Annotated in this window: 26 protein-coding genes; 13 read left to right on the forward strand and 13 right to left on the reverse strand. The window is 48.4% G+C overall.

Going from position 1 to position 25,642, the window contains the following annotated elements:
- Positions 1 to 7: 7 nt before the first annotated feature.
- Positions 8 to 817 (reverse strand): Cof-type HAD-IIB family hydrolase, encoded by an 810-nt coding sequence (locus D0B88_RS04290; RefSeq protein WP_151055416.1) that lies wholly within the window; start codon positions 815 to 817, stop codon positions 8 to 10.
- A 95-nt stretch (positions 818 to 912) separates the two neighbouring features.
- Positions 913 to 2,394: a tryptophan halogenase family protein gene (locus D0B88_RS04295; RefSeq protein WP_191966521.1), complete on the reverse strand. Its 1,482-nt coding sequence runs from the start codon at positions 2,392 to 2,394 to the stop codon at positions 913 to 915.
- A gap of 725 nt (positions 2,395 to 3,119) precedes the next feature.
- On the opposite strand from D0B88_RS04295, the gene D0B88_RS04300 reads away from it, so the two are divergent.
- Entirely contained in the window at positions 3,120 to 3,902 is a 783-nt protein-coding gene (locus tag D0B88_RS04300) for a glycoside hydrolase family protein (RefSeq protein ID WP_225318527.1), read from the forward strand.
- A gap of 5 nt (positions 3,903 to 3,907) precedes the next feature.
- Complete coding sequence (locus tag D0B88_RS04305) at positions 3,908 to 4,375, forward strand: lysozyme inhibitor LprI family protein (RefSeq protein ID WP_191966522.1); 468 nt, start codon at positions 3,908 to 3,910, stop codon at positions 4,373 to 4,375.
- A gap of 261 nt (positions 4,376 to 4,636) precedes the next feature.
- On the opposite strand, the gene D0B88_RS04310 is transcribed toward D0B88_RS04305, so the two are convergent.
- From D0B88_RS04310 to dcm, 4 genes are all read right to left on the reverse strand, one after another.
- The gene (locus tag D0B88_RS04310) at positions 4,637 to 4,852 is read right to left on the reverse strand and encodes a hypothetical protein (protein ID WP_151055422.1); all 216 of its coding nucleotides are present in this window, start codon (positions 4,850 to 4,852) and stop codon (positions 4,637 to 4,639) included.
- A gap of 66 nt (positions 4,853 to 4,918) precedes the next feature.
- Positions 4,919 to 5,374, reverse strand: coding sequence for a very short patch repair endonuclease (locus D0B88_RS04315; RefSeq protein WP_151055424.1), 456 nt, complete (start codon positions 5,372 to 5,374; stop codon positions 4,919 to 4,921).
- Positions 5,375 to 5,434: 60 nt separating this feature from the next.
- Entirely contained in the window at positions 5,435 to 6,640 is a 1,206-nt protein-coding gene (locus D0B88_RS04320; protein WP_151055426.1) for a type II restriction endonuclease, read from the reverse strand.
- 13 nt (positions 6,641 to 6,653) lie between these two features.
- Positions 6,654 to 7,901 carry a DNA (cytosine-5-)-methyltransferase gene (dcm, locus tag D0B88_RS04325; protein WP_151055428.1) on the reverse strand — a complete coding sequence of 416 codons (1,248 nt, stop codon included), beginning with the start codon at positions 7,899 to 7,901 and terminating at the stop codon, positions 6,654 to 6,656.
- 327 nt (positions 7,902 to 8,228) lie between these two features.
- Between dcm and D0B88_RS19090 the strand changes: the two genes are divergently transcribed.
- A complete protein-coding gene (locus tag D0B88_RS19090; RefSeq protein ID WP_225318528.1) occupies positions 8,229 to 8,405 on the forward strand; it encodes a hypothetical protein in 177 nt (58 codons plus the stop codon).
- Positions 8,369 to 9,316: a YhcG family protein gene (locus D0B88_RS04330; protein ID WP_255477828.1), complete on the forward strand. Its 948-nt coding sequence runs from the start codon at positions 8,369 to 8,371 to the stop codon at positions 9,314 to 9,316. Before D0B88_RS19090 ends, D0B88_RS04330 begins: the two co-directional genes overlap by 37 nt.
- A gap of 88 nt (positions 9,317 to 9,404) precedes the next feature.
- Here the strand turns inward: D0B88_RS04330 and D0B88_RS04335 are convergent, their stop codons facing one another.
- From D0B88_RS04335 to D0B88_RS04355, 5 genes are all read right to left on the reverse strand, one after another.
- On the reverse strand, positions 9,405 to 10,022 hold the full coding sequence (locus D0B88_RS04335; RefSeq protein ID WP_151055432.1) for a PEP-CTERM sorting domain-containing protein: 618 nt from the start codon (positions 10,020 to 10,022) through the stop codon (positions 9,405 to 9,407).
- Positions 10,023 to 10,169: 147 nt separating this feature from the next.
- Positions 10,170 to 11,075: an NAD(P)/FAD-dependent oxidoreductase gene (locus D0B88_RS04340; protein WP_007638912.1), complete on the reverse strand. Its 906-nt coding sequence runs from the start codon at positions 11,073 to 11,075 to the stop codon at positions 10,170 to 10,172.
- 3 nt (positions 11,076 to 11,078) lie between these two features.
- Positions 11,079 to 11,549, reverse strand: a complete 471-nt coding sequence (locus D0B88_RS04345; protein ID WP_151055434.1) for an Rrf2 family transcriptional regulator — start codon at positions 11,547 to 11,549, stop codon at positions 11,079 to 11,081.
- A 114-nt stretch (positions 11,550 to 11,663) separates the two neighbouring features.
- Positions 11,664 to 12,200, reverse strand: coding sequence for an SRPBCC family protein (locus D0B88_RS04350; protein ID WP_151055436.1), 537 nt, complete (start codon positions 12,198 to 12,200; stop codon positions 11,664 to 11,666).
- A 69-nt stretch (positions 12,201 to 12,269) separates the two neighbouring features.
- Positions 12,270 to 12,620, reverse strand: a complete 351-nt coding sequence (locus D0B88_RS04355) for a helix-turn-helix transcriptional regulator (protein WP_151055438.1) — start codon at positions 12,618 to 12,620, stop codon at positions 12,270 to 12,272.
- Positions 12,621 to 12,821: 201 nt separating this feature from the next.
- Between D0B88_RS04355 and D0B88_RS04360 the strand changes: the two genes are divergently transcribed.
- The 5 genes from D0B88_RS04360 (at position 12,822) to D0B88_RS04380 (ending at position 19,539) form a co-directional block, all read left to right on the forward strand.
- On the forward strand, positions 12,822 to 13,838 hold the full coding sequence (locus D0B88_RS04360; RefSeq protein ID WP_225318529.1) for an alpha/beta hydrolase: 1,017 nt from the start codon (positions 12,822 to 12,824) through the stop codon (positions 13,836 to 13,838).
- 388 nt (positions 13,839 to 14,226) lie between these two features.
- Positions 14,227 to 16,032 carry a DNA helicase RecQ gene (gene recQ / locus D0B88_RS04365; protein WP_151055440.1) on the forward strand — a complete coding sequence of 602 codons (1,806 nt, stop codon included), beginning with the start codon at positions 14,227 to 14,229 and terminating at the stop codon, positions 16,030 to 16,032.
- A gap of 1 nt (position 16,033) precedes the next feature.
- On the forward strand, positions 16,034 to 17,071 hold the full coding sequence (locus D0B88_RS04370; RefSeq protein ID WP_151055442.1) for a metal-dependent hydrolase: 1,038 nt from the start codon (positions 16,034 to 16,036) through the stop codon (positions 17,069 to 17,071).
- Between the two features lie 59 nt (positions 17,072 to 17,130).
- On the forward strand, positions 17,131 to 18,768 hold the full coding sequence (locus tag D0B88_RS04375) for a histidine kinase N-terminal 7TM domain-containing protein (protein WP_007638896.1): 1,638 nt from the start codon (positions 17,131 to 17,133) through the stop codon (positions 18,766 to 18,768).
- A 75-nt stretch (positions 18,769 to 18,843) separates the two neighbouring features.
- Positions 18,844 to 19,539 (forward strand): hypothetical protein, encoded by a 696-nt coding sequence (locus D0B88_RS04380; RefSeq protein WP_040391024.1) that lies wholly within the window; start codon positions 18,844 to 18,846, stop codon positions 19,537 to 19,539.
- Between the two features lie 77 nt (positions 19,540 to 19,616).
- Here the strand turns inward: D0B88_RS04380 and D0B88_RS04385 are convergent, their stop codons facing one another.
- Together D0B88_RS04385 and D0B88_RS04390 are read right to left on the reverse strand one after the other, a co-directional pair.
- Positions 19,617 to 20,477 carry a PA4780 family RIO1-like protein kinase gene (locus tag D0B88_RS04385; RefSeq protein ID WP_007638893.1) on the reverse strand — a complete coding sequence of 287 codons (861 nt, stop codon included), beginning with the start codon at positions 20,475 to 20,477 and terminating at the stop codon, positions 19,617 to 19,619.
- Positions 20,478 to 20,638: 161 nt separating this feature from the next.
- On the reverse strand, positions 20,639 to 22,606 hold the full coding sequence (locus tag D0B88_RS04390; RefSeq protein ID WP_151055444.1) for a S9 family peptidase: 1,968 nt from the start codon (positions 22,604 to 22,606) through the stop codon (positions 20,639 to 20,641).
- A 307-nt stretch (positions 22,607 to 22,913) separates the two neighbouring features.
- Between D0B88_RS04390 and D0B88_RS04395 the strand changes: the two genes are divergently transcribed.
- From D0B88_RS04395 to D0B88_RS04410, 4 genes are read left to right on the forward strand one after another with little or no spacing between them, the layout of a single operon-like run.
- A complete protein-coding gene (locus tag D0B88_RS04395; RefSeq protein ID WP_007638887.1) occupies positions 22,914 to 23,222 on the forward strand; it encodes a PepSY domain-containing protein in 309 nt (102 codons plus the stop codon).
- Positions 23,223 to 23,256: 34 nt separating this feature from the next.
- The gene (locus tag D0B88_RS04400) at positions 23,257 to 23,565 is read left to right on the forward strand and encodes a PepSY domain-containing protein (RefSeq protein WP_007638886.1); all 309 of its coding nucleotides are present in this window, start codon (positions 23,257 to 23,259) and stop codon (positions 23,563 to 23,565) included.
- Positions 23,565 to 24,233, forward strand: a complete 669-nt coding sequence (locus D0B88_RS04405) for a response regulator transcription factor (RefSeq protein ID WP_151055446.1) — start codon at positions 23,565 to 23,567, stop codon at positions 24,231 to 24,233. Before D0B88_RS04400 ends, D0B88_RS04405 begins: the two co-directional genes overlap by 1 nt.
- Positions 24,230 to 25,588 (forward strand): sensor histidine kinase, encoded by a 1,359-nt coding sequence (locus D0B88_RS04410; RefSeq protein ID WP_007638884.1) that lies wholly within the window; start codon positions 24,230 to 24,232, stop codon positions 25,586 to 25,588. Before D0B88_RS04405 ends, D0B88_RS04410 begins: the two co-directional genes overlap by 4 nt.
- Positions 25,589 to 25,642: the final 54 nt, after the last annotated feature.

Below are 25,642 nucleotides of genomic sequence, written 5' to 3' on the forward strand. Positions count from 1 at the left end.
GTGCTGTTTACAACACTTTTTCCAACAAAAAGCGCGCCACACCGTCATCATGGTTGCGCGCTGCGGCTTGCGCAGCGGGAAATAATTGCTTGAGCTTGTCACTCGCATTCGCCATCACTACCGGGTGAGTTACTGCCCGGAACAGTTCCACATCATTAAAACCATCGCCAAAGGCCATGCTGTTGGCGAGCGGTAATTGCAAATGTTCCGCCAGGGTTTTTAATGCATCGCCCTTGGAAATATTGTTTGGCATAGCCTCCAGGTAATACTCATCGGAAAAGGTTAAGTGAATCGGCATGGGTAGCGCCGTGAGTATTTGGGTTTTTAGTTGTTGCAGCAGCGCGTTCTCGCCGTAAAACAAAATCTTTAACGCCGGTGTGGCCAGCATTTCCTGCAATGGAATTTGGCGATAAAAAAATTGCGATTGCCTATGCGCATCCAACATGGATTCGCAGGGCGCATTCACCAGCCACTCGCGATCCGTATACATATTCAAATGCACACCGCACGCTTCACCCAGCGGCAGCAAGGTTTCATTGATTGTCAGTGGCAAACAGGCGCGCTGGATTAACTCGCCCGCGCCGTTATGAATCATCGCGCCGTTGCAGGTAATCGTCGCAATACCGCCCCCCAATTGTTTCAGGTAAGCGCGAATATCCATAAAGTGCCGCCCGGTGGCGATGACCAGGTGATGACCGCGTTCGCGCAATTCATTCAACGCGCGAATTGTCAGCGGCGACAACTCGTGGTGCTCATTGAGCAGGGTGCCATCCATGTCGAAGACAAAAGTGTTACAGTTTTTTTGGTTTGCAAGCATGCAGGATTTCCAAATAACAATTTATATGCCCCGTAGCTTGACCTACACCTCACCGGGATTTGGTTTTTTACGTTCATCCGGGTGAGGTTGGTTAATCACTTCACGGCACAATAGGATTTTAAAAAATCTGCATGTGACGGGATTTTTTCGAGGGTTTTTGCAATTTTCGATTTCATAGACATAAGTCCGGCAACAATTTGCTCATCACTTATGACATGTGGGAAATGACTATATCCTTGTGGCGTTATGCGCTGTCCTATCATCACCTGTAGCCAGGAAGTTACACCAAAAACTTCATTTGTCTCATGGTGCACATGGCCGGTTTGTTTGAATAATTCAATTCTTTCCGCAAGCGAATCAGGAATGGTCATATCCCGGCAGTCGCGCCAATAGGGAGTGTCATCGCGCTCTGTCGCTTTGTAATGCAATATAATGAAATCGCGCACATTTTCATACTCAGCATGCGACATCTTATTATAGCGACGAATCAAATGCTCATTGCATCCTTCAAATGGAAATAGCTGTAGTAGTCTGCTCACGCCTATTTGGATCAAATGTATGCTGGTTGACTCCAGTGGCTCCACAAATCCACCCGCCAAACCTATAGCAACACAATTTTTGACCCAAGCTTGCTTGCGACGCCCGGTGTTAAATTTAAGCAGGCGAAGTTCCGCACGAATATCGCCATCCAGATTCTCTAACAAGGTATTTCTGGCGGCTTCATCAGAAATATATGCACTGGAGTAAACATGTCCCGTGCCTTGGCGATGTTGCAACGGAATTTTCCACTGCCAACCACTATCGTGGGCAATAGCACGTGTATAAGGTGGAATATCACCGGAAAATTCTGTCTGTAACGCTACGGCGCTATCATTGCGCAGCCAATGCCCCCACTTCTCATAACCGGCCTTTAATGTCTCTTCAATCAGTAAGCCACGGAACCCTGTGCAATCGATAAATAAATCGCCTTCAATACAAGCACCTGACTCCAGCACGACATATTCAATAAAACCGCTATCGGCATGTTGCTTGACCTGAACAATTTTTCCTTCAACACGACGCACACCTTTTTCTTCACTCAGTCTGCGTAAAAATTTCGCGTAAAGACTTGCATCAAAATGATAGGCGTAATTGAGTTTTGGATTTTCAGTGATTGAAAATTTATGTGCTTTAGCGGCTTGTAACTCAAAGCATGTATCCTCAAGTTCACCTTCATAACCGCGCGCTTTGGCGGCCAGCCAGTAATGGTAAAAATCACCAATCCACGAGGCTTTTCCGAATGAGCCAAACGGGTGGATATACCTGTCCCCCTTGCGCGCCCAGTTTTCAAAAGAAATACCCAGCTTGATACTACCCAGGGTCGCACTTAAAAATTCCTGCTCATCAATGCCATGAATTTTGTGGAAAGAACAGATGGTCGGAAATGTCGCTTCACCTACACCCACAGTGCCTATTTCAGCAGATTCAATCAATGTGATATCGAGCAAGGTACCGAGTTGGCGCGACAACGCAACAGCCGTACACCAGCCTGATGTTCCACCACCAGCAATTACCACCTTTTTTATTTTTTGAGACATATCCACCCCTGGGATTAAATTATATTAATTGCGTAGCAGCCAACAGGTATTGGCTTTGCAGGCCGGTTTTACCTTGGGTGGATTGATGGGGCAATCAAAAGGCCATAGATTTCAACTATGCCTAAATGGGGTAGTGAGATGAGTGATTACAGAATGGACTATTATGCTAAAAGCCTTATGTTTTCTGGAATGTACACAGGAGCACCCTGTCCTCTGCTAGTAAAAGAGCCAACCGCGCACTATTTGCGTCACATCATCGAAGAAGAAAGCCATTCCCTGCAAAACTTCTGACTCCGCCTTACCCAAGGCCAGCGCACGGCCATGCTGAAATTACTGGATTCTTTTTTGGAATAGCCAATTCGCCGCTAACAACCCAAGGACGGCGCAGGCCTTAATCGGCCCGCGCGTTGGCGGGATCACAATTTCAGGGAGGGGTTTAGCGTTACATAGTTAGGATACAAATCCGAGTCTGCTTAGACTTAACTGAAAACAGAAATTTAGATGACATTAAATGTGATCTGAATAATGCAAATTAGAAGACATCAAGGCAATGCAGTGAAGATATATAGACGAAAAGAGGAAATCTGATAACAATGCGTTCGCTCATTTGAAGAAATAATTATTTTATAATTAATTCCACCTTTTCATAAAATCCTCCATTAGATATAAACTGATTTCGCGCAATTGCAACTTGGAATTTTTAAATAACGAAAGGACACACTTTTATGTTGGCAAGATTAAATCAATCTGTTGGGCAAGGCGGTTTCAATATTCGAAACGACGTACTACTTGTTCAAAAACTCCTAAATAAGCATACTATTCCCGGAGCGTCTGGCGTTCTTAGGGAAGATGGTATTGTCGGCATAAAAACAATCACCAGAATTGAACTGTTTCAAAAGCATATTGTGAAAATGATTAGGGCAGATGGACGAATTGACCCTAACGGGAAAAGCTTTAAACTACTTCGTGAATTAAAAGCTAACACTTCGCAAGTTGATTTGAGATTAACAAAAATATTAACTCTTAGCTCAAGAGGTGTAAGCTTGCTCAAATCTATTGAGGATTTAGCGCTCAAACCTTATGACGATCAAACAGGTAAAGACATCACCGAGTGGGTAAAAGGAGCAACCATTGGTTATGGTCATTTAATTGCTAGTTCAGATTGGGATAAGTACAAAAATGGTATTTCAGAAGCAGCTGCATCGTCACTTTTCAATTCGGATTTGAGGCCGTTTATCCAAACAGTTAAAAACAAAGTTACCACTTCACTCAAACAAAATGAGTTTGATGCTCTTGTGATTCTTGCTTTCAATATTGGCGTTTTCAACTTTTCTACTTCTTCCGTGCTGAAGCTAATAAACGACCCTGAAGCGAAAACATCTTATGCAAACTTAGAGGCGGCTTGGAAAGCTTGGAATAAATCCCAAGGAAAAGAGATACGTGGATTGAAAAATCGACGTCAAGCAGAGTGGGACATTTACAGTAAAAATATTTACAAACAATGGTGATCGTAATGATAAGTACAAAATCTTTCAAAAACCCAACTTTATTATTTATAAAATATATCGTAATTGTATTCGCACTGTTTAGTAGTTCTGTTAACGCTATTGATAATCCTGATGCACCAGATCTGGTCTCAGAATTCGAGGTCAGAGAAAAACCGTTAATTGATTCAGCAGAAAATTCAGCGGGATATCGCCCAGGTTTGGTTGCCTATACAGATTATCTGGAATTTTTAGATAAAGAACTCAATGTAATATACAAAACTCTCCAAGCAAAATTGCCTATAGATAAACAGCAGCAATTAAAGCAGTCACAAATTGCTTGGTTAAAATACCGGGATCTGGAATTTGCACTAATCGAAAGTACATGGACAAAAGCCGATTTTGGAACTTCATCCAGTATTACTCGCGGTCAATTTAAAGCAGCCATAGTCCGCAATCGAATAATTCAACTAATGCACTACACAAGAACTTTCTAACGTGACAGAAAGGCTGCATGGAGTCTAAGAAAATACTAAGCTTTTGATGCCGATTCTAAATTTGATTTCAAAAACAAACCCTTATCCCGTAAGACTCCATGCGGGTTACAAATGGGATAGGTTTGGTTGATGTTAACGTGCCGAATTTTTTCAAAAAAATTAGTAAACCCAAATGACTAAGATGCTGGCTATTTGGGTTCGCTAATAATTTATGAGGGCAATTTTAGGGGAATGGGATTTAATGTCGATAGCATATAATTCTCATTTTTTTAATGCGAGGATGAAGTCTTTTGCTTCAGTGATGGCACTTTCTATACTGAAGGCCAAGTCAGAAACCAGCATCTCATCATCTTTGCAAACTGACCATTCATAACCACCACGATAATCATCAGGATTATTTTCGATATAAATCTCGTAGCCTTCAAATTCTTCTTCAATGCTACCAATTAGATGTTCAACTACTTGATGACTTGTCATTACGAAATCCTCGTTAATTTTTTATTATTATGGGATTCCGATAGTTGAGAGTCTACAGACTATAAGTCACATCTTTCCTTTAATTTCTGCTGATTGAGAATCGTATAGAAGCCAGTTGGCGGTGGTATGAATAACTTCGTTAGGGTTGCGATGAAATTTTCCTTTCAAAGCACATTCCCAAATCACCAAAACCTTCCACCCCATCGTAATACAAGCCTGAATATTTCGCTCATCGCGGATTTTATTTGCACCTATCTTTTCTTTCCAAAACTCAACGCGGGTTGATGGCCATTTGAATATGTGGCAACCGTGTGCGTGCCAGAAGCAGCCATTTATAAAAACAACCGAATGATGTTTTGGGAAAACGAGGTCGGGTTTTCCTGGTAAGTCTTTTCTGTGCAATTGATAACGAAAGCCCATCCTGTGCAATCCCTTGCGAATTAGCAGCTCACTACGAGTATTTTTGCTTTTTATACCCGACATCATTGAAGAGCGCTTTTCTGGGGTTGTTATATCTACCATAGATTTACTATTTCATGATCTGGTATATCTAAATATACACGTGATTAATATTTTAAAACCTCAAGCTTGGTTTTTCTTTACAATATTGAGAAAGCTATCAAAGTCTAAAAGCCATTCGCGCTGCTTTTCTGTATAGGTTGAATGAATAGATTTGGGTATTACTAGTCGTAAATTTGAAGCTATCATTTCTTCTGTTTGGTTAGGTGATATCTTTGGCTGCAAAGTAAATAAATGTTTGTGAGTAATTTTATTTGCTTCAGTTAAAACTTGCCTCCATCTATCCTTACAGGTTGTTTTTACTCCAAGCATATTGAGCTTTTCAGATGGAAAAACAGTATTTGAATAATGCGTGATTGAAGGAAATAAAAAATCAGGTCTTTTTTTGTTCTCTGTTATTGCGCCCCATGAATATGATATTTTTGAAGCATCAAAAATATTTGACAAGTGATTTTCCAATGCGTGGCCAGCCCGAGAACTTCTCCTTTGAATAATGCTTTGTGAAAACTGTAAAAATTCTTCCACACTGTTTAGTCCCTGACTAAGTCTCTCTTTAATTAAAGCTCCCTCAAGTTGTCGAAACATTGCTTCTTCTGTATCCCACCATTTAATAATTGCTTCATCAGCTGAAGAGAAGTCTTTTAACGAACCGCCTACATCTCTGGCAAAATCAGAAAAAGCTTTTGTGTTTGGAAATGTTAGGCTGCCAAATTTTTTAATTATTTCCTCTAAATAATTTTTTTCGAAATCCGACTTAATTTCAAATCCAAGCTCTTCTAGAATAAATCTTTTTGTTGAACTCATGGTTTCTTCATTGTCAGAAAAGTCTAATGCTTTAAGACTTTCTGTGAACTCATCACCGAAGATTTCGTATAACTCCAGTTCAGATTGGGAACCTTTAGGGGATGTTATGAAAATAAGTGTTTGATCATGTTTCATTGCAACAATTAAAGGGTCGCCAATTTCAGCAAAATCGATGGCAGGGTTGTTTTTATAATATAAGCGATATTCTTTTCCTTTGCCCTGATTAGTTCTATCTCTAAACCACCAAGAACATGTCGATTCTAAGGTTGTGGTATCTTCTGGGTCATCAGTTAATCTAATAAAGTGTGTAGGTATATCTTGCCTGGCATCTGCACCAAGGAAAAATTTCATTTTTCCAGCGTTAATTTCATGTCCATTTGATCGCTCAGGATCGCATTCTACAGCTGTTAAGCGTTTTACAGCTGCGCCAACAATATAATCATTTAATTTTCCAAAGTCAGACATTTCTTCCCCTTTATTATTTAACCTTACTTTGCTGATTTTTATCGATTTTCACTTCATTGATTACATATGGAGTTACTATTCTAGCTACTTCAGCGATTACAGGAACAACAACACTGTTGCCAAATTGCTTATAAGCTTGTGTATCACTAACAGGAATTTTAAAAGAATCTGGATAACCCATCAGTCTGGCGCATTCACGAGGAGTTAAGCGGCGCGGACGCTTTCGCGATCCTTGTGAAACAAGAATTTCTGATCCATCTTTATAGTAACGTGCTGATAAAGTTCGCGTAACGCTATCACCGGTTACTAATCCAAATCCAAAGCCATTGCCTGCAGCACTATGTTTTTCTTTATATGCTTGAAGGTACGCCCACAAGTTTTCAGTTAATGTGTACTTTGGATTTATTTTACCTTTATCGCCAACTGTATAAGGCTCTTCTACTTTTTCGTTTCCATCTTGCGAGTGCAGAATTGAGGATAAGCGTGGGCCATTCGATGGTAGTTTTAGTTTATCCCACGAGAAATCATTTTTATCTCTAAATCCAACAATAATAATTCTCTCTCGATGCTGAGGTGTAAAGTGCTGACCATCTATCACTCTATAATGAACTTCGTAGCCAAGCTCTTCACGCAATGTTTGTAAAATAATCTTAAATGTATTTCCTTTGTCATGTGAAACTAGATTTTTAACATTTTCTAGAAGAAATGCTTTTGGTTTTTTCTTGGCAATGATACGAGCGACATCGAAAAACAAAGTGCCTTGAGTTGTACACTCAAAGCCATGTGGTCGGCCAAGAGCATTTTTCTTTGAAACTCCAGCAATGCTAAATGGTTGACAAGGAAAGCCCGCTAATAAAACGTCATGGTCAGGCACATCAGCTTCATCGACTTGGGTTATGTCGCCAGCAAACATATGTGTTTCGTCCGCAGGGAAATTGGCAAGATAGGTTTTTTGCGAAAAGGTGTTCCATTCACTTGTAAAGACACAGTGCCCTCCAAATTTTTCGAATCCCATCCTTATTCCACCGATCCCGGCGAATAAATCAATAAACGTAAAAGGGTAGTCTTTGTTTGTTTGTGCCGAGATTAGCGGCAAAATGCGCTGACGGATTGCATCCGACAAGTAGGGTGGCGGTTCATTTTCTCTGACTTCCCAGCGCCTTATTGTTCTCACATCGACACCAAGAATGTCCGCTAAATCACTCTGGCTATATATTGCCCTTGCTTCACGCAGTAGATGTAAAGGGTGAATGTCATTCATATTTTGCACTCCGGCGGGAATAAATGCGGACATAATGCCCTAAAAAATTTCCTTGTGGCAACCATTTTTTATGTTTTTATATACAGTATATGTTTAAAAATACAGTGCCCTAATAAATCAATAGGAAATTTCTGCGATAACCAAGAACTCTGCGAAATACTGCCCATTACACGCGGAGATTTTGTAAGCGATTGCCGACCATTTTCGTGACGTCACGAAAATGATCGTCACATATGGCTAGCGTCCAATCGCCTTGCTTGGTGTGGTTCAGATGATAAAGTGGCGAAAGCTCATTTAGTTTCCAAATCGGACAGGAGAAAAAACGACATGGACAATAAACAGGTAGAAGATATGCAATCCCAATTTGATGCCTTGGCTAAACGTATGCCGGATGATCTGTTATTCGCCAAATTAGCCTGCTCATTCAGCAGGCGCGCCAGCAGCTCCAACGCAGCGTCAATACTGCCATGGTGCAAACTTATTGGCAGATTGGCCAGCTTATAGTCGAGCACGAGCAGCAAGGCGAAAGCCGTGCGGCTTATGGAAAGCAGCAGTTAGAACAGCTTTCTACCCGCTTGAGCAATGAGTTCGGCAAAGGGTTTGATGTAACCAACCTGCGCAATATGCGCCGTTTTTATGAGGCGTTCCCGATTCGAGAGACGGTGTCTCTCGAATTGAGCTGGTCACACTACAACCAGCTCGCCCGCGTTGAAAACCTTCAGGCTCGTGATTGGTATTTGCGTGAGGCCATTCAGCAAACCTGGAGTGTACGGGCGCTTGAGCGTCAAATAGCCACGCTTTATTACGAGCGCTTGTTATCCAGTCAAGAAAAAGCTCCAGTGGAAGCAGAGGCCAAAGTCAAGACGCAAGCCTTGGCCGATAATCCAAAAGATTACTTGCGCGATCCTTATATTCTGGATTTTCTAAGCCTGGATTCGCGCATAAACCAAGAGGCTGATTTAGAGCAAGGCATTATCAACAACCTACAGCAGTTTTTGTTGGAATTAGGCAAGGGCTTTGCGTTTGTCGAGCGCCAACAGCGCATTCATACTGATGATGGCGACTATTACATAGATCTCGTTTTTTACAATTACCTACTGAAGTGTTTTGTTTTGGTGGATTTAAAATTGAATAAACTCAGTCATCAAGATGTTGGGCAAATGGATATGTATGTGCGCCTTTATGAAGAGCAAAAACGCGGGCCAGAAGATAACCCCACCATCGGTTTGATTCTATGCAGCCAACACAACCAAACGGTTGCGCAATATTCAGTGTTAAAAGACAGCCAGCAATTGTTTGCGTCCAAATACTTAACTCTACTGCCGAGTGAAGAAGAATTAAAGCGCGAGTTAGAGCGCGAACGGCAGTTAATTGAAGGACAAATTGGAGAAATGCGAGCCAAATATGATGTTTGATTTTGGTTGCACCAATTACGTAGCGATGCAATTTACACCAACAAAAACGGCTCCCGAGGGAGCCGTTTTTGGTCAATCTGTGTTTGGTTTATTTGCGCGCGTTACGACGGGCAAAACCTAAACCGATCAAACCTAAACCGAACAGCGCAAGAGTGCCTGGTGCTGGAACTTCGGTTTTGCTCAGGGAGACGTTGTCGAGCATGATGCCGATGTTGTCGCCGCCAGCGTGGTTAAACACGATGGAGTTAGCAGTGTTGCTGCTTACGGTGAAGCTGCGGGTCACGGTTTGCCATGGCGCGGTGGGGCTCAGGGTGAATGATTCACTCAGGAATCCACCCAGGGCCAGGGTGAAGCTGTCCGCAGATCCGCCACGTTGGTTGCCGGAAATGTCGAAGCTCAGGTTGTAAGTACCTGCGGCAAGTGACAAGAGCGAGCTGGTCAGTATGCCGGCATTACCACTTGAACCGTCCAGATCCACACATTTACCGCTACCGCCCGCACAGGTGATGCCCCAGCCGTTGGTATTGGCGACGACATCAACGCTACCGCCGGATACACTCCAGTTGCTGAACGCGTTGTAGTTGAGGGTGGAAGTGCCTGCTGCACCTGCTTCTGCGTCAAAGTTGTCCTGAAAAATGATGCCTGCGTTGGCGCCAACACTGAAAAGTGCGGCTGCGCCAAGGCTGATGAGTTGTTTGATTTTCATAACAGATTCCCGATGTAAGTTATTGTGACAGGGTATGTATAGCAATTTTGACGCCATAGTCGCAAGTAATTGATTCCTATCAGTTCATTGAATTTGGCAAAATCACAAATGCATAATTACCCGACACTTTTCGCTGCCAATCCGGTTTTACCCCGGCAAGCCTTCAAAAATCAGCGAGCGATGGATGGCAAAACCCGCTTGCGCGCCATCGCCAATGGCAAAGGTCACGCTGCCCATCGCCCGGCCTAAATCGCCGCAGGCAAATACACCGGGGATTGAGGTCTGTTTGAAATCGTCGGTTTTCACATAAAACCCTACCGGGCTTTCAGCCAGTTCGCAGCCTAACTCCTGCGCGATGGGGCTGGCGGGTTTGGTGAGTGAGGCAACAAACAGCCCGGCCAATTCCACCAACCGGCCATTGGCGAGTTTCACCACGGCGGCCTGCTCGCCGGTAATTTCGGTCACGGCTTCGGTTTCCAGGCGCACATGGCGTGCGGCCAGTTGTTTTAGCTGGAGTTCATCCGGCGTAAAACAATTGTTGGTGAACAGCGTGGTTGGGCCCCAATCGGGAATTAATAACGCCTGGTGCAGCGAGGCTTCGCTCACCGCGAGTACGCCCAGTGGGCCCTGGTTGAGTTCGTAGCCGTGGCAGTAGGGGCAATGAAAAACGGTTTTGCCCCAGCGGTCTTGCAGGCCGGTGATGGCGGGTAAGTGATCGCTTACACCGGTGGCGAGCAGCAGGCGTTTGGCGCTCAGGGTTTGCTGGTCGCGGGTGGTGACCTGGAATAAATCGCCGACTTTTTCCGCGCGCTCCACGGTGCCTTCTATCCAGCTGAGGTTGGGGTAAAGCAGCAGTTGGGCTTTGGCTTCGCTGGCGATCAGTGCGGGGGATTTGCCGTCCTGCCCCAACACCCCGTGGGAATGGGCGGCAAAACGGTTGCGGCGAATGCCGGCATCAATCACCGCCACTTGGCGTCGCCCGCGCGCCAATTGCAGTGCGCCCGCCATACCGGCATAGCTGCCGCCAATCACAATCACATCAAATGTTTGCATGGTTTACTCCTCGGGAAAAATGGCGTGTTCATGGCTACCGGAGAAGCCACGGGCTTGCATGCGTTGGTGGAAATCCTCGCTGAGCTGCGCGAGGGTGACGCTGCGGAAATGGTTGAGCAGCAGGGTTTCGGCCTCCAGAAATGCGTGGTTGAGCGCGCTATTCACCGCCGCTTCTACCAAACAGCCCGGTGCTTCGGTGCGATTGCCCATGGCGAGCAGGGTGGGTTTGTCGAGGGCGAGGTAAATGTCGTGCAGGGTGATGGTGTCCAGCGCGCGGCAAATCTGCCAGCCACCGCCGTGACCTTTGGCGGAACAAACCAGCTGGTGTTCGCGCAAACCGGCGAGCACACGGCGGATAACCACGGGGTTGGTTTTCATCATATTGGCCAGCGCTTCCGAGGTCATGGGCACATTGGTCTCGGCCATATGCAGCAGTACATGGAGCACGCCGGAGAGGCGGGAGTCGCGTTTCATAGAGCACCTTTCACGTAATTCAAGTTGTTACGTGAAAGGTAGCGCAGATGGAATCATCACGCAACTATTAATGTTGCGTGATGTGGAATTGGCAGAACCAACCCTGGATTTTTATCAGCCCGCCAAACGCGCGGCGTATTCCTGCTCAAGTTGGGTATGCACTTTCCAGAAACCGGGCGGGATTTTGCCGTTGAGCACATCGCGCAAAATATTGAGATGGGTATGCCAGCCACCGGCGACACTCAGGCGCTCGTCCGGGTTAGTGAGGCGGCGATGGGTGACGGTCAGTTTGACCTGATCCTGCTCTGGCGCCAGCTCAAAACTCACCTCCGATTCCACCTCCGAACCGGCATTCCAGATATAACTCAGCAGGCGCAGCGGTTCGCAGGCGGTGACTTTGCCGAGCATCGCTACATCGCCCGCGCAGCTGCTGTATTTGGGCGGCGGAATATCGTGTTCGGGTGAGAGTTCGGAATTGCGGAAAGTGTGTTCCACCTTGCCGCCGATTTGTTGCTCCACGTTACCCGCCGCCAGCCAGGTGGCGCGTTTGTCGGAATCGGTCAGGTACTGCCAGACCCGTTCAATCGGACCGGGCAGCAGGCGCTCAATGCGCAGGGTATCCGGGGCGGTCAATACACCGTAGTCGTTCATCTCAATCTCCTTTGGCCGAAGCCTGTTGGTGGACAATGAAGGGTCTGACTCGGCGAGTATCGACCCGGTTTATGCTGTTGGATTTTTCGCTTGATCATCCGCCACTAGCGCGGCCGTCAATGCATCCAACCGTTGGTTCCAGAACTGCTCGTAGTGGCGCAGCCATTCGATGCCGCCGTGCAGGGGGCGGGTATCCAACGCACAGGTGTGGTTGCGCCCCTGCACGCTGCGCACTACCAACCCCGCGCCTTCCAATACTTTGATGTGTTTGGAAACCGCCGCGAGTGTCATCTCAAAGGGTGCTGCCAGCTCGCTAATACCGCAGGGCGATTGCGCCAGCCGCGCCACCATCGCGCGCCGTGTTGGGTCGGCAAGGGCATGAAAAACAGCATCGAGTTGATCGTTCTGATTGTTTACCATGTGGTTAAGTATTCCCCCGAATAAATCTATTGTCAACCATTTGGTTAAATATAATTCTTTTGTGGGTCGCCAGTCGAGCGCTATAAAACGTAAAGCCCAGTAAAGGGTCGGCTGCAGTGACGCTTATCACTATCGCCCTGCACTGGCGCCATCTATGCTTGGCGGTGGTAAATCTGACAATAACTAACGAAAGGGGTATGTATGCTGAACTTTGGCAAGCTGTTGGTGATGGTATGTTTGGGCTGCTGTGCACTGGTTGCACAGGCGGATGAGGCGGTAAAAATCCACAAGGCGATTCAGTTTGCCGCGCCCGACAACTTCCCGCTCACGCTGGATATTTACGTGCCGCAGACGGGTAAAAAATCCTACCCGGTGCTGGTGATTTACCACGGCGGCGGTTGGCTGGTGAATAACAACTCGATCATGCACGACATGGCGACCAAGGTGGCGCGCGACGGCGACATGGTGGTGGCGAATATGAACTATCGCCTGCTGGGCGATCAGAGCAACACGGTCACCATGAACCAGATTATTGAGGACGTATTCGGCGGCCTGCTCTGGGTGAAGGAGAATATTGGCCAATACAGCGGCGACCCTACCCGGGTGGCGATTACCGGCGACAGCGCCGGCGGCCACTTGACTGCCATGATTCTCACCCGTGGCCGCCAGTTGGAGAGCGATGGTTACGCGGGTGCGAGTTTGGGTTTCAAGCCCAGCTATTTACCCGCAGGCAAAACCGCCGAACAAGTCGCCCGGGAGGATGGCTTGAAAGTGCAGGCGGCCGTGGTCAGTTATGGTGCATTTGATCTCTACGCGGCGGCAAAAGGCGGTTTTGAATCGCCCGGCAACATGTTTTGGAAGTTTGGCAATGCGGAGCCGCGCGGCCTGTTTGGTAAAGACATTAACGTGAACGACAACCCGGAGCATTACCAAGCGGTATCGCCCATTTATTTTGTGCCCAAGGCTAGTGAATACCCACTGCCACCACAATTTGTACACGTGGGCAGCCTGGACAAAACCACGCCACCCGCCGCGGCGCAGCACTATGTGGATTTACTGAAAGCGGGCAAACAACCGGTGGAGTACAAGGTTTACCCCAACAAAACCCACGCCTATTTGGATAACGGCTGTAACTGGGCGGGCAGTTGTTTTGATAAAGATGCGCTCTGGCCAATGGAGGACATCATCAACTTCCTGCAAAAGACGCTCAAGCCTTAAGCCTTCACGCGCGGACGGGCAGCAATTTTTCAGCAATGGTTCAGTTTTTGCTGCCTAGTCTTGTACGACATGTCCGCTGGAGGGATTAATCGTGAAAAAGTCGGTATCGGTATTGGCAGGTTTGTTAGTCATGTGGGGCTTGGTGATGGTGGTAGTGCCGGAGCGCACCCCGCCATCCAAACCGAACGCGGTAAACGCGGTGTTTTAGACGTTTCGCTATCGCCCTCTGACGAGTCATTTTTCCCTGCCGGTTAATGCAGGGGTGTTTTGCCCCTGCGTGCACGATCTTTCACGCGATAATGATGGCTATATTCATCATTTTGCTGAAAAATCGCCCCTTTGATGCATATATCCATCATTTTGATCAAAGGTTTGTAATCCCTTCGCAATGAAAACTCCTCTCGCTATTTTAAATTCCACCTTTGGCTATCATGAATTTCGCGGCCCGCAAGCGGCGGTGATTGATGCGTTAGTGGCCGGTGAAGATGTACTGGTGCTAATGCCCACCGGCGGCGGTAAATCCCTGTGCTACCAGATTCCGGCACTGGTGCGTGAAGGTGTGGGCATTGTGGTATCACCACTGATCGCATTGATGCAGGATCAAGTCAGTGCGCTGCGCGAATTGGGCGTGCGTGCCGGGTTTTTAAATTCGTCGCTTTCACCGCAAGAAATGTGGCAAACCGAATTGGCGCTGCAGCGCGGTGAGCTGGATATGCTTTACGTTGCGCCCGAGCGCTTGATTCAGCCGCGCACATTGGAATTATTTCACCAGATAAAAATTTCCCTGTTTGCGATTGATGAAGCCCACTGTGTATCGCAATGGGGTCACGATTTCCGTTCCGATTATTTAAAGCTGGAACTATTGCACCGCGAATTCCCGCAAGTGCCGCGCATTGCATTAACGGCAACCGCCGATGTGCGCACGCGCGATGAAATTATCGCGCGCTTGCAATTGGAAAATGCGCAGCAATTTATTAACGGCTTTGATCGCCCGAATATTCAATATCGCATTGCACAAAAAAATAATCCCAAAATCCAGTTGATGCGTTTTTTGCGTGAAGAACAAGCGGGTAACTCCGGCATTGTGTATTGCTTGTCGCGCAATAAAGTCGAACAGATTGCCGAGTGGTTGAGCAGTGAAAAATTTACCGCACTACCCTATCACGCCGGTTTACCTGCCAATGTGCGGCAAAAAAATCAGGAGCGGTTTTTACGCGAAGATAACATCATTATGGTGGCGACTATCGCGTTTGGTATGGGCATCGATAAACCCGATGTGCGTTTTGTCGCGCATCTGGATCTGCCTAAAAGTATTGAAGCTTATTATCAGGAAACCGGCCGCGCGGGGCGCGATGGTGAACCGGCAACTACTTTATTACTTTACGGGCTGGAAGATGTTGTTAAATTGCGGCAGATGATGGCGCAAAGTGAAGGCAGTGAAGAATTTAAACGCAATGAACAGCAGCGTTTAAATGCGATGCTCGGCCTGTGTGAAATTACCAGCTGTCGCCGCCAGAGTTTGCTGCGCTATTTTGGCGATACCCTCGCGCAGCCCTGCGGCAATTGCGATTGCTGCATCACCCCACCACAAACCTGGGACGCTACCGAAGCGGTGCAGATGGCGCTCTCCTGTGTGTATCGCACTGGCCAGCGGTTTGGCGCGGGCCATGTGATTGATGTATTGCGCGGCAGCAACAATGAAAAAATATTGTCGTTCGATCATCACAAACTCACCACCTACGGCATTGGTAAACATTTAAGTGCGGATGAATGGAAAGCGATTTTTCGCCAGCTGGTTGCGCGTGGTTTGTTGGACGTCAATAGCGATGGTTTTGGCGGTTTGGTATTAAATGAAAGCTGCCGGGCATTTTTGCGTGGCGACGAAAAAATCAGTTTGCGCCGCGATATTAAAGCAGCGAACAACTCGCCGCGTCGCGCCAACCTCGGTCAGGGGATTGAAGCAGAGGATCAGGGTTTGTGGAATGCCCTGCGCTCCTGCCGCAAACGCCTCGCCGAAGAACAGGGCGTACCGCCCTACGTGATTTTTCACGATGCGACTCTGCGCGAAATGTTGGAATTCCGCCCGCTTACAGCAGAACAATTGCGCAGCATTACCGGTGTGGGTGAAAGTAAATTGAAACGTTTTGGTGAAGAGTTTTTAGCGGTGATTCGCACGGCGGAATACGAGGAATAATATGGACTCTTTATCGCAAATTGCCTTGGGCGCTGCCGTGGGTGTCGCCGTGATGGGACGCAAGACAGCGCTGTGGAAAGCCGCGCTTATGGGGGCTGTTGTGGGCACCTTACCGGATCTGGATGTGTTGATCAGTCACGGCGATCCCATTCGCGATATGACCTTGCATCGCACTGAAAGTCACGCGTTATTTTACCTCACGTTAGTGGCACCCTTGTTTGCATGGTTCATCGCCACCATCGCGCGTGAAAAACATTTATTTAAACACTGGTGGCTCGCGGTGTGGTTGGTGTTAGTCACCCATCCGCTGCTAGATACCATGACCATTTATGGCACTCAACTGGCACTGCCGTTTAGCGATTATCCGTTTGGTATCGGCAGTGTATTTATTATCGATCCGCTCTATACATTGCCGCTATTAATCGGTACCGCTATCGCACTGGCGCGCAAAAAATTTACCGGTTTGCGGTGGAATAATATCGGCCTGGCGCTGAGCAGCGGGTATTTAGTTTGGGGTTTGGCGATGCAGTTTTACGTCGGCACCCTGGCTGACAAAGCTATCGCTGCGCAAGGCTTGGCGGTGGAAAAACGGTTGGTAGTTGCATCGCCTTTTAACAGTTTGTTATGGCGGATTGTGGCTATTACACCGGAAGGTTACGCCGAGGGTTTTTATTCACTGCTGGATAACAACACACAGATTAATTTTGTGGAGTATCCACGCGGCACGGATTTGTATCGGCTACTTGATGGCAATTGGGAAGCAGAGCGTATCGCCTGGTTTAGTCACGGCTATTTCAAAGTGTCCGAGCACAAGGGCGTTATTAGCATCACAGATTTACGCATGGGCCTTGAACCCTATTACACCTTTACTTTTGCGGTGGCCGAGCGGAGCAATTCGCAGCCCAATGCACCGCTGGATTTTATTACACCGCAACAAGTGGCTCCCAACATCAATAGCGAGCAAAGTTTGCAATGGCTTCCGCAGCGCTTGCTGGGTAATACCAACCAACCATTAATAGAATTTTTAAATACACCTTAAGCGGTATTTATTACGCTCACATAGTCACGCGATACAATGATGGTATCCCCAGAGGTAGCATGAATTTACTGTTGGATCGCACATTCAACCTGAGCTTTCCGGTTATTTTTACCCTGGGCATTTGCGCGGGCGTGAGTTGGCTCGCACACTGGGTGAGCCGGCAACGCACATTTCCGGGCCGTTTCAGTTTTGTATTAATTCACCTTGCCAGCCTGTGGTGGCTGTTCGCGGCCGCGCTGGAAATGGCGGTGTTGCAACCCAACCATAAAATATTTTGGGCGGCCATGGCCTGGCCCGGCATAGTGGCAGCACCGACCTTTTGGGCGATTTTTTTATGGCAGTACGTTAACAGTATTCATCGCCCACTGGCGCGCTGGAAATTAGCGGTACTGATGTTAATGCCACTGTGTTGTTGGTTGCTGGCTCTTACCAATCCTGTGCACCAATTGTTTTATGGTGCAGCTACCGCGCCTATTAATAATTCCCCCGGTGCAGCTATTCGCTATGCACACGGCCCACTGTTTTATGCGGCGGCGGTGTATGTGTATTTATTTATGTTGTTTTGTATTGCGGTAGTTATTCAGGCTGCGGTGCGCAGCCGCGGTTTGTATCGCCGTCATTATTTGGCGTTTGTATTGGTCACGGCAGTACCTTGGGCAGCAAATATCAGTTACGTAGTGTTTGGTAAAACCATTTTTGGTTTCGATCCCACACCCTTTAGTTTTGCGTTTACGCTTGCGGCATTTGCCTGGTTAATTGTGGGCGTGCGTTTGTTTGATGTGCTGCCCGTTGCGCGGCATTTATTGTTGGATGCACTACTCGACCCGGTGCTCGTGATAGATACGCAGCAGCGGGTGATAGAGGCGAATCCGGCGGCGCTGGCCTTGGCGAATTCACCTACTGCATGGCAAGGGTGCGCGCTAGAAGAGTGGCCAGTGATAGGCCGGGATTTACAACAATTACTCGCGCTCCATATCAACCAACAAGAGCCGCAATTGCTTACCCTTGCGGACGGCGAACGCTTTTACGAATTGCGCGCGAGTGCGATAACCCGTGCGACCCGCGACGGCCCTTTAGTGCTCGGCAAAATGCTCTACCTGCGCGATGTTACCCAGCGCTATTTGAGTGAATTAAAACTCTCCGAAGCCTTGGCGCTGAGTGAGCAGCGCTTAAAAACTATCACCAACTTACATGAATTATTGCGCGAGCAGGCGCTGCGCGATCCACTCACCGGTTTATACAATCGCCGTTATCTGGATGAATTTTTTGCGCTGGAAATCGCCCGTGCGCGCCGTCATTCCCGCCCTATGGTGTTGGCACTCATTGATTTGGATCACTTCAAACAACTCAACGATGATCACGGTCATTTAATTGGCGATGATGTGCTTAAATCCGTCGCATTATTTTTGGTGGAAAATGTGCGCGCGTCCGATGTGCTCTTTCGCATTGGTGGTGAGGAGTTTTTAGTGATATTGCCCGATGTCGATGCGCAGGCAGCGTTTACCCGGCTCAATAAACTCTGCAGCGCGTTTGCGGCAGTACCGATGGACACGCGCAAAGGCGGACTGTCTCTGACTTTTTCAGCGGGCCTCGCGCTCTGGCCAGAGCAGGGCGACACACTGGATGAATTAATTCTGCATGCCGACGCGGCGCTCTACCGCGCGAAAGCGGCAGGGCGCAATTGTGTTCACCAATAAGGTGCACGGGTAGATTGACGAACTGCCTATTTAATGATTAATTGGCGCGTCAATCAAATAACCAGGAGCAAGGAAATGACAGACGCTAATCCCTATCAAACCCCGCAAAGTAATTTGCACGAGCAACAACCGGTGCATTATCAAATCAATCCCAACTGGGATATTGGCGATGTATTCAAAGAAGCCTGGCAGTTAACCAGCGGTTACAAGGCAACCCTCTGGGGTGCAATGCTGATTTACATTGCAATTTCTATCGCGGTATCGCTGCCGTTTGAATTTATCGGCAAAGATTCGCTGGTAATAATGTTCATCTCACAAATTGTGATTGGTTTGGTGACCTACCCGCTTTACGCCGGTATCACCATGCTCGGTATTAAGCGCAGTGTAGGCGCGGCCACCAACGCATTTATGGTGTTTGATTATTATTCAAAAATTATCCCCATCTTTTTGCTGTATGTGGCGATGGTGATTTTAATTTTAATCGGCTTGGTACTGCTGGTTATCCCCGGTATTTATTTAGCGGTTGCTTACTCCATGGCGATTCCACTGCTGGTGGAAAAAAACATGGGTATTTGGGAAGCGCTGGAAACCTCGCGTAAAACCATTCACAAATGCTGGTTTAGAGTTTTCGGCTTGTACTTAGTGGTGTTGGTTGTAGTAATTCTGGCGATGCTGCCCTTGGGTATTGGTTTGATCTGGGCGGTGCCTTTGGTCAATCTGGTGATGGGTGTGGTGTATCGCAACCTGTTTAGCGTGGGTGAAAACGTTTAAGCTAATTTGATTCCGGCAGCAGCGGGTATCGCAGACCCCCGAACAGATTGTTGTTCGGGGGTTTTTATTTTGTGGAGTTAAAACTCGCCATCGCGCGCCATGCGCTCGCGCTCTTTGCGATCTTCCTCTTCTTCTTTCGCGTGTTCGATAATGCGCATCATGGTGGCGATATCGGCGTCGACGTTGCTCTCGGCAAATTCGCCGGTGAGTTTTACATTGGGGTGCAGGTTGCCGTGTTCGAACAAATCCCAAATTTCTTCGGCGTAGTGAGTGACTAATAAATCCGGTGCGTATTGGCCAAAGTAGTCGCGCATATTGTTTACATCGCGGGTGAGCATGGCTTTGGCGTTGTTGTTACCGGCCGCGTTAACAGCCTGCGGCAGGTCGATGACCACCGGGCCTTCGTAATCCACCAACACGTTAAATTCGGACAAGTCACCGTGAACCAGTCCGGCGCAGAGCATGCGCACAATTTCCATCATCATGCGCGCGTGGTAGTCGCGCGCCGTCTCCGGGTCAAAGGCGACAGCGTCCAGGCGCGGTGCGGGGTCGCCTTCTTCATCGACTACCAACTCCATTACCAGCACACCTTCCAAAAACCAGTAGGGTGTGGGGACACGCACACCGGCTTCGGCCAGGCGATAAAGTGCGTCCACCTCGGCGTTCAGCCAGGCCTCTTCCGCTTCTTTTTGGCCGTAACGGGTGCCTTTGGCCATGGCGCGCGCGCGGCGCGAATTGCGCACGGTGCGGCCTTCCTGATATTGCACCGCTTGTTTAAAACTGCGTTTATTGGCTTCTTTGTAGACTTTGGCACAGCGGACTTCGTTATTGGCGCGCACCACAAACACTTGCGCTTCTTTGCCGCTCATTAATTGGTAGTAAACCTCGTCGATCAGGCCGTCATCGACCAGAGGTTGTAAGCGTTTTGGTATCTTCATTGATGCTCGGAATTGGGGAGAATGTGGCTGCATAATACCACTCATCCCCCCGAACCGGAAAAATGGCGGTGTTAATACTGCTTGCATAAGCGATAAAAAACGCCGCCTTGCAGGCTGCAGGGCGGCGTTTTTTTATCGGACTGACGTGAGCGGAGGAAAAGTTAGATTTTCAAATGGGTCTGCAAAAACTTTTCCATGGCTTCAAAGGTTTGTTGGCGATGGGGCAGGTAATCCAGATTGTGAGTGCCCTCCTCCAATTCGATGTATTCATGTACCTTGCCATTTTTTTCCAGGGCGCGCGCCATAATGCGGCTCTGCTCTACGGGTACGATTACGTCATCGTCGCCGTGAATTAATAGAATCGGGATTTTGACTTTTTCGGCCATGCGTACCGGTGAGGTTTCTTTGAGCTGTTTTTTGTCCTCGCCGAATTGTTTGCGCGCAGTATTTTTGTTGGTGAAATAGCGGAAATTATTGCTCATTTTCACCAGGTCAGACATACCGGCAAAACTGATCGCACACTGGAACAAGTCGGGGGTTTTAGTCGCACCCATGAGTGCGGCATAACCGCCGTAGCTGGCGCCCACGATGCAGACTTTTTTCGGGTCGGCAATTTTTTCATCGACCAGGTATTTCACCGCATCTTCCAAATCGTCTTGCATTTCAAGGCCCATGCCACCCACCGCTTGCATCATAAAATCGTGGCCGTAACCCGAGGAGCCGCGGAAGTTGGGTTGGAATACCACGTAACCGCGGTTGGCCATAAAGGTGGAGAACATGTCGAAGCTTTTACCGTCCTCGCTCATGGGGCCGCCGTGGGGCAGGATGATGGTGGCGGTGGGTTTGTTGGCAAAGGTTTTGGGCAGCGATAAAAAGCCTTCCAGTTCCAAACCATCGCGCGCTTTGTAGCGGCGCATTTCTTTTTCGATCAGCACGTCCTCGGTTAAATCCGGGTAAGCTGCCGCCAGAGGTGACAGGGTTTTAGCGTCGCGGTCGCCGTACAGATAAGTGCCGGGGTTGGTGGCGTTAGTGGTGTAGAGCACGTATTTGCGCGCATCTTCACTCATATTCACTATGTAATTGTTGGTGTCCGGCAGGGCTTTATCCAAACCGCCCTGAAATGCCTGGAATTCTTTGTTCCAGAACACACTGCGTGAGTTGCCATCGTAGTAATACAGGCCCACTACTTCTTTGCGGGAATAAATCAAACGACCCCTGACATCGTATTTCTCATGGCTGAACATCAATTCACGCGGGAAGCCGGGTTTGGACAGGTCGGTTTTAAACAGTGCTTGACGCCCTTCATGATCGGCAAAAATATAGAGCTCATTCGGATTGTTGCCAAAACCGGCAATGTAAATTGAGGGTTCGTCGAATACGACGTATTCCCAGGCCACGACCCATTTATTGGTGGCTTGATCGAGAATCTTGTAGGTGACTTTGCGTTTTTTATCGTCGTAGTGCTCGCCAATACGCACATTGCCTTGGCGATCGGCGTACCAGGAGCGCACGCTGCCCGAGTGTTTTTTCACGCGGGTCAAGCGGCCGGTATAGACGTTGGCTTTGTACACGGTTTGATGATGGGCCATTTCGCGGTCCACGCTGATCAGTACGTGCTCCGGGTCGTCAGGCAGGTAGCTAATCACATTGTCTTGATATTGGCTCACATGGTTGTAGGGCGCATCTTCATCCGGTTTAACCAGAGTGATCATTTTGCCCTGCTTTTTGGCATCGGTTGCCAGCAGGCGGGTCTGCGAATACTTCACGCCGTTGGGGGCGCGGCTGTCAAAGCGCAAGCTCATCAATAACCGATCGTTATTGGCCCAGCTGACCCAGTTAAATTTAAATTCTTTGTTATCGGTTTTGGCGGGATAAATAGTTTTACCGCTGGCTAATTCCACCACCATCACTACGGTATCGCCGCCAAAATTTTTCAGCGCCAATAAGTGAGTACCATCAGGCGATAGCTCAATATCTTCAATCATCGCATCGTTATAAAACACTTCCAGCGGCAGGGGTTGATGGCTGGTTGTGGCGGCGTGTAATTGCGTCGGGATGAGGCAGCAAGTGAGCAGTGCCAGCAAGGTGCTAACACGCAAACATGCCGCAAGGCAGGTGCGCAGAGACATACTTGAATCCTTGGTGTGATTATTGGAATCGCGCGCAGACCCAGTGCTTGTGCCGGGTTCCCTGAGCGCTTTGACTCTGTGCGGTTCCTGATAACAAGTGTGTACTACGGCGTCAGCGCAGTATCTATAAGTCGCATTTGTCAGTCAATTACACCCACAGCTTGCGCATTAAATATTTATGCCGGGCTAAATTAAGGTTCATTTAAGTGAGCTTCCCTATTCTCAACTGGTCGACACAGGCTTAGGCCACCATTTTTCAGCTATCGCTGATGACGTTTACCAACCACTTATGAATAGGAACACCACCATGACTTTTATTAAACATACTCTCGTTTTTGCTGCCTTACTTTCTGCTACAGCACTGGTACAGGCAAAAGATGTCAGCCTTGATGAAGCCATTAAATTGCGCGATGCTGGCAGCATTCAAGCCTTCGATAAACTCAACGCCCTTGCGCTTGCCCAACACCCCGGCGGTGTGCTGCAGGATACGGAATTGGAAAACCAATGGGGCCGCTACGTGTATCAAATCGAACTGCGCGATGCGCAGGGCCTTGAGTGGGATATAGAGCTGGATGCCAACACCGGTGAGATTCTCAAAAACCAACAAGACGATTAATCCTTAATTGTCGCAAACTTTTGCAAGGTAACCCATGCGCCCCTTATTTCGCTTGCTCTGTTATATCCCGCTGCTCGCACTCACCCTGAGTGTCAATGCGGATGACCTGAGCCAGGACGAAGCCCTGCGCTTGCGCGAGCTGGGGCGCATTATTCCGCTGGAAAATTTACTCGCGCTGGTACAGGCGCGTCATCCCGCCTCCCGCTTGTTGGAAGTTGAGTTGGAGGAGGATGACGATATTTATGTCTATGACGTGGAATTAATTACCACCGAAGGTGTGGTGCGCGAGTTGGAAATCGATGCCAGCACCGGCCAATTATTAAAAGACGAGGAGGATGACTAATGCGCATTCTTATCGTGGAAGACAATGTCGCCCTCGCCGACGAATTAACGGCGGATTTAAAACGCGCCGGTTACGCGGTGGATTGGCTCGCCGATGGCCGCGATGCGGCGTATCAAGGCGCAACTGAACCCTATGATTTAATTGTGCTGGACTTGGGCTTGCCGGGAAAATCCGGCCTCGATGTATTGCGCGAATGGCGCGCGGCGCAAATGCAGCGCCCGGTATTAATTCTCACCGCCCGCGATCACTGGGCGGAGCGTATAGAAGGTTTAAAAGCCGGCGCCGACGATTACCTCACCAAACCGTTTCACCCGGAAGAATTACAGCTGCGTATTCAAGCACTGTTGCGCCGCAGCCACGGTCAGGTGAATCAAACACACTTAATTGCCGCCGGTTTGCAATTGGATGAAGCCCTGCAACAAGTCAGCAAAAATGGCGCAACCTTTGAACTCACTGCCGCTGAATTTAGTTTGCTGCGCTATTTAATGTTGAACGTGGGCAAAATAATTTCCAAAGCGCAATTGCACGATCATTTATACGATGGTGAAAGTGAGCGCGATTCCAACGTAATTGAAGTGCATATCAATCACCTGCGCGGCAAACTCGGCAAAACCGCAATAGAAACACGGCGCGGCCAGGGCTATCGCCTGGTGGAACAATCAGCGTGAGAAAATTGTCGCCCTTAAAACCCGCCTTCAATTCCATTCAACAGCGGCTGAGTGTGGGGTTGATCGGGGTATTAATTTTAGTGGGTTTGCTGCTCGCGCAACTCAGCCTCTGGGTCTTTGACCAAGGTTTGCGCCGCTATTTCAGCACCCAATTGCAAACCCAAAGTGAAACCCTGTTGGCTGCCCTGGTGCGTGGTACTAATGGCATAGAGTTAGATCAACAGCGTATCGGTGCCGCTTATCAGCGCCCTTTTTCCGGGTATTATTTTTTAATCGATTTTGATGGTAAACAGTGGCGCTCGCGCTCGCTGTGGGACCATCAATTGCCGCTGCTTACGCAGCGCGGTTTGCAGCGCGCATTGCATGACGGCCCTGAAGCGCAGCAATTATTAGTTTATCGCGCGCAATTTCGTCGCTTTGGTAAAACCATCGTCATTCAAGTCGCGCAGGATTACACGCCCATGCTCGATAATTTTCGTCGCATGCAATTCATGGGTGGCGGGTTGGGTTTGGCGGCATTGATCCTGTTGGTATTATTGCAGCGCTATTTAGTGGCGCGTTCATTGCGTCCGCTGGAGGACTTGCGCGCACAAATCGCGCAATTGCAACAGGGGCAGCGCAGCACGCTGGAAACTGCAGTGCCCAGCGAATTAAAACCTCTGGTTGAGCAATTAAATCGCCTGAGCCAACACACAGAGGATCGCCTTAAACGCTCGCGCAATGCGCTTGGCAATTTAGGCCACGCCTTAAAAACGCCGCTGGCGATTTTGTTCAGCCTCGCCAATCGCAGCGAATTAAATAATCAGCCGCAACTGCGCGATAATTTGCGCAGCCAATTACAGCAAATGCAAGAGCGCATCAGCCGCGAATTGGCGCGCGCGCGGCTCGCCGGCGAAGCCCTGCCCGGCGCGCACTTTCACTGCGCGGCCGAATTACCGGATTTAATTTCAACTCTGCAATTAATTCATCGCCGCGATTTGCAGGTTCACTGGTCGGCGCCGGCGGATTTACGCCTGCCCTGGGATCGCGAGGACATTCTGGAACTATTGGGCAACTTGCTCGACAACGCCTGTAAATGGGCGCGCCAGCAAGTGCAAGTAAACATTCGCCATAATCCGGTGGCACAACATTTTGAATTAGTTATCGAGGACGACGGCCCCGGTATCGCGGCCGCCGAACGGGAACAGGTATTGAGCCGCGGCACCCGTATTGATGAACAAGTGCAGGGCCATGGCTTGGGGCTTGGCATAGTGCGCGATATTGTCGAGCACTGCGGTGGTGTCTTGCAGCTGCAACAGAGTTCACTCGGCGGCCTCGCGGTTGTTATACACTTACCGGCAACCAACGCCGGTTAGCCTTTGTTGCGCTAAGGGCGTCCTTTTTTCGCTTCAGCCCTAAAGACTCATGTT

Source organism: Cellvibrio sp. KY-YJ-3 (genome assembly GCF_008806955.1).
Lineage (GTDB): Bacteria > Pseudomonadota > Gammaproteobacteria > Pseudomonadales > Cellvibrionaceae > Cellvibrio.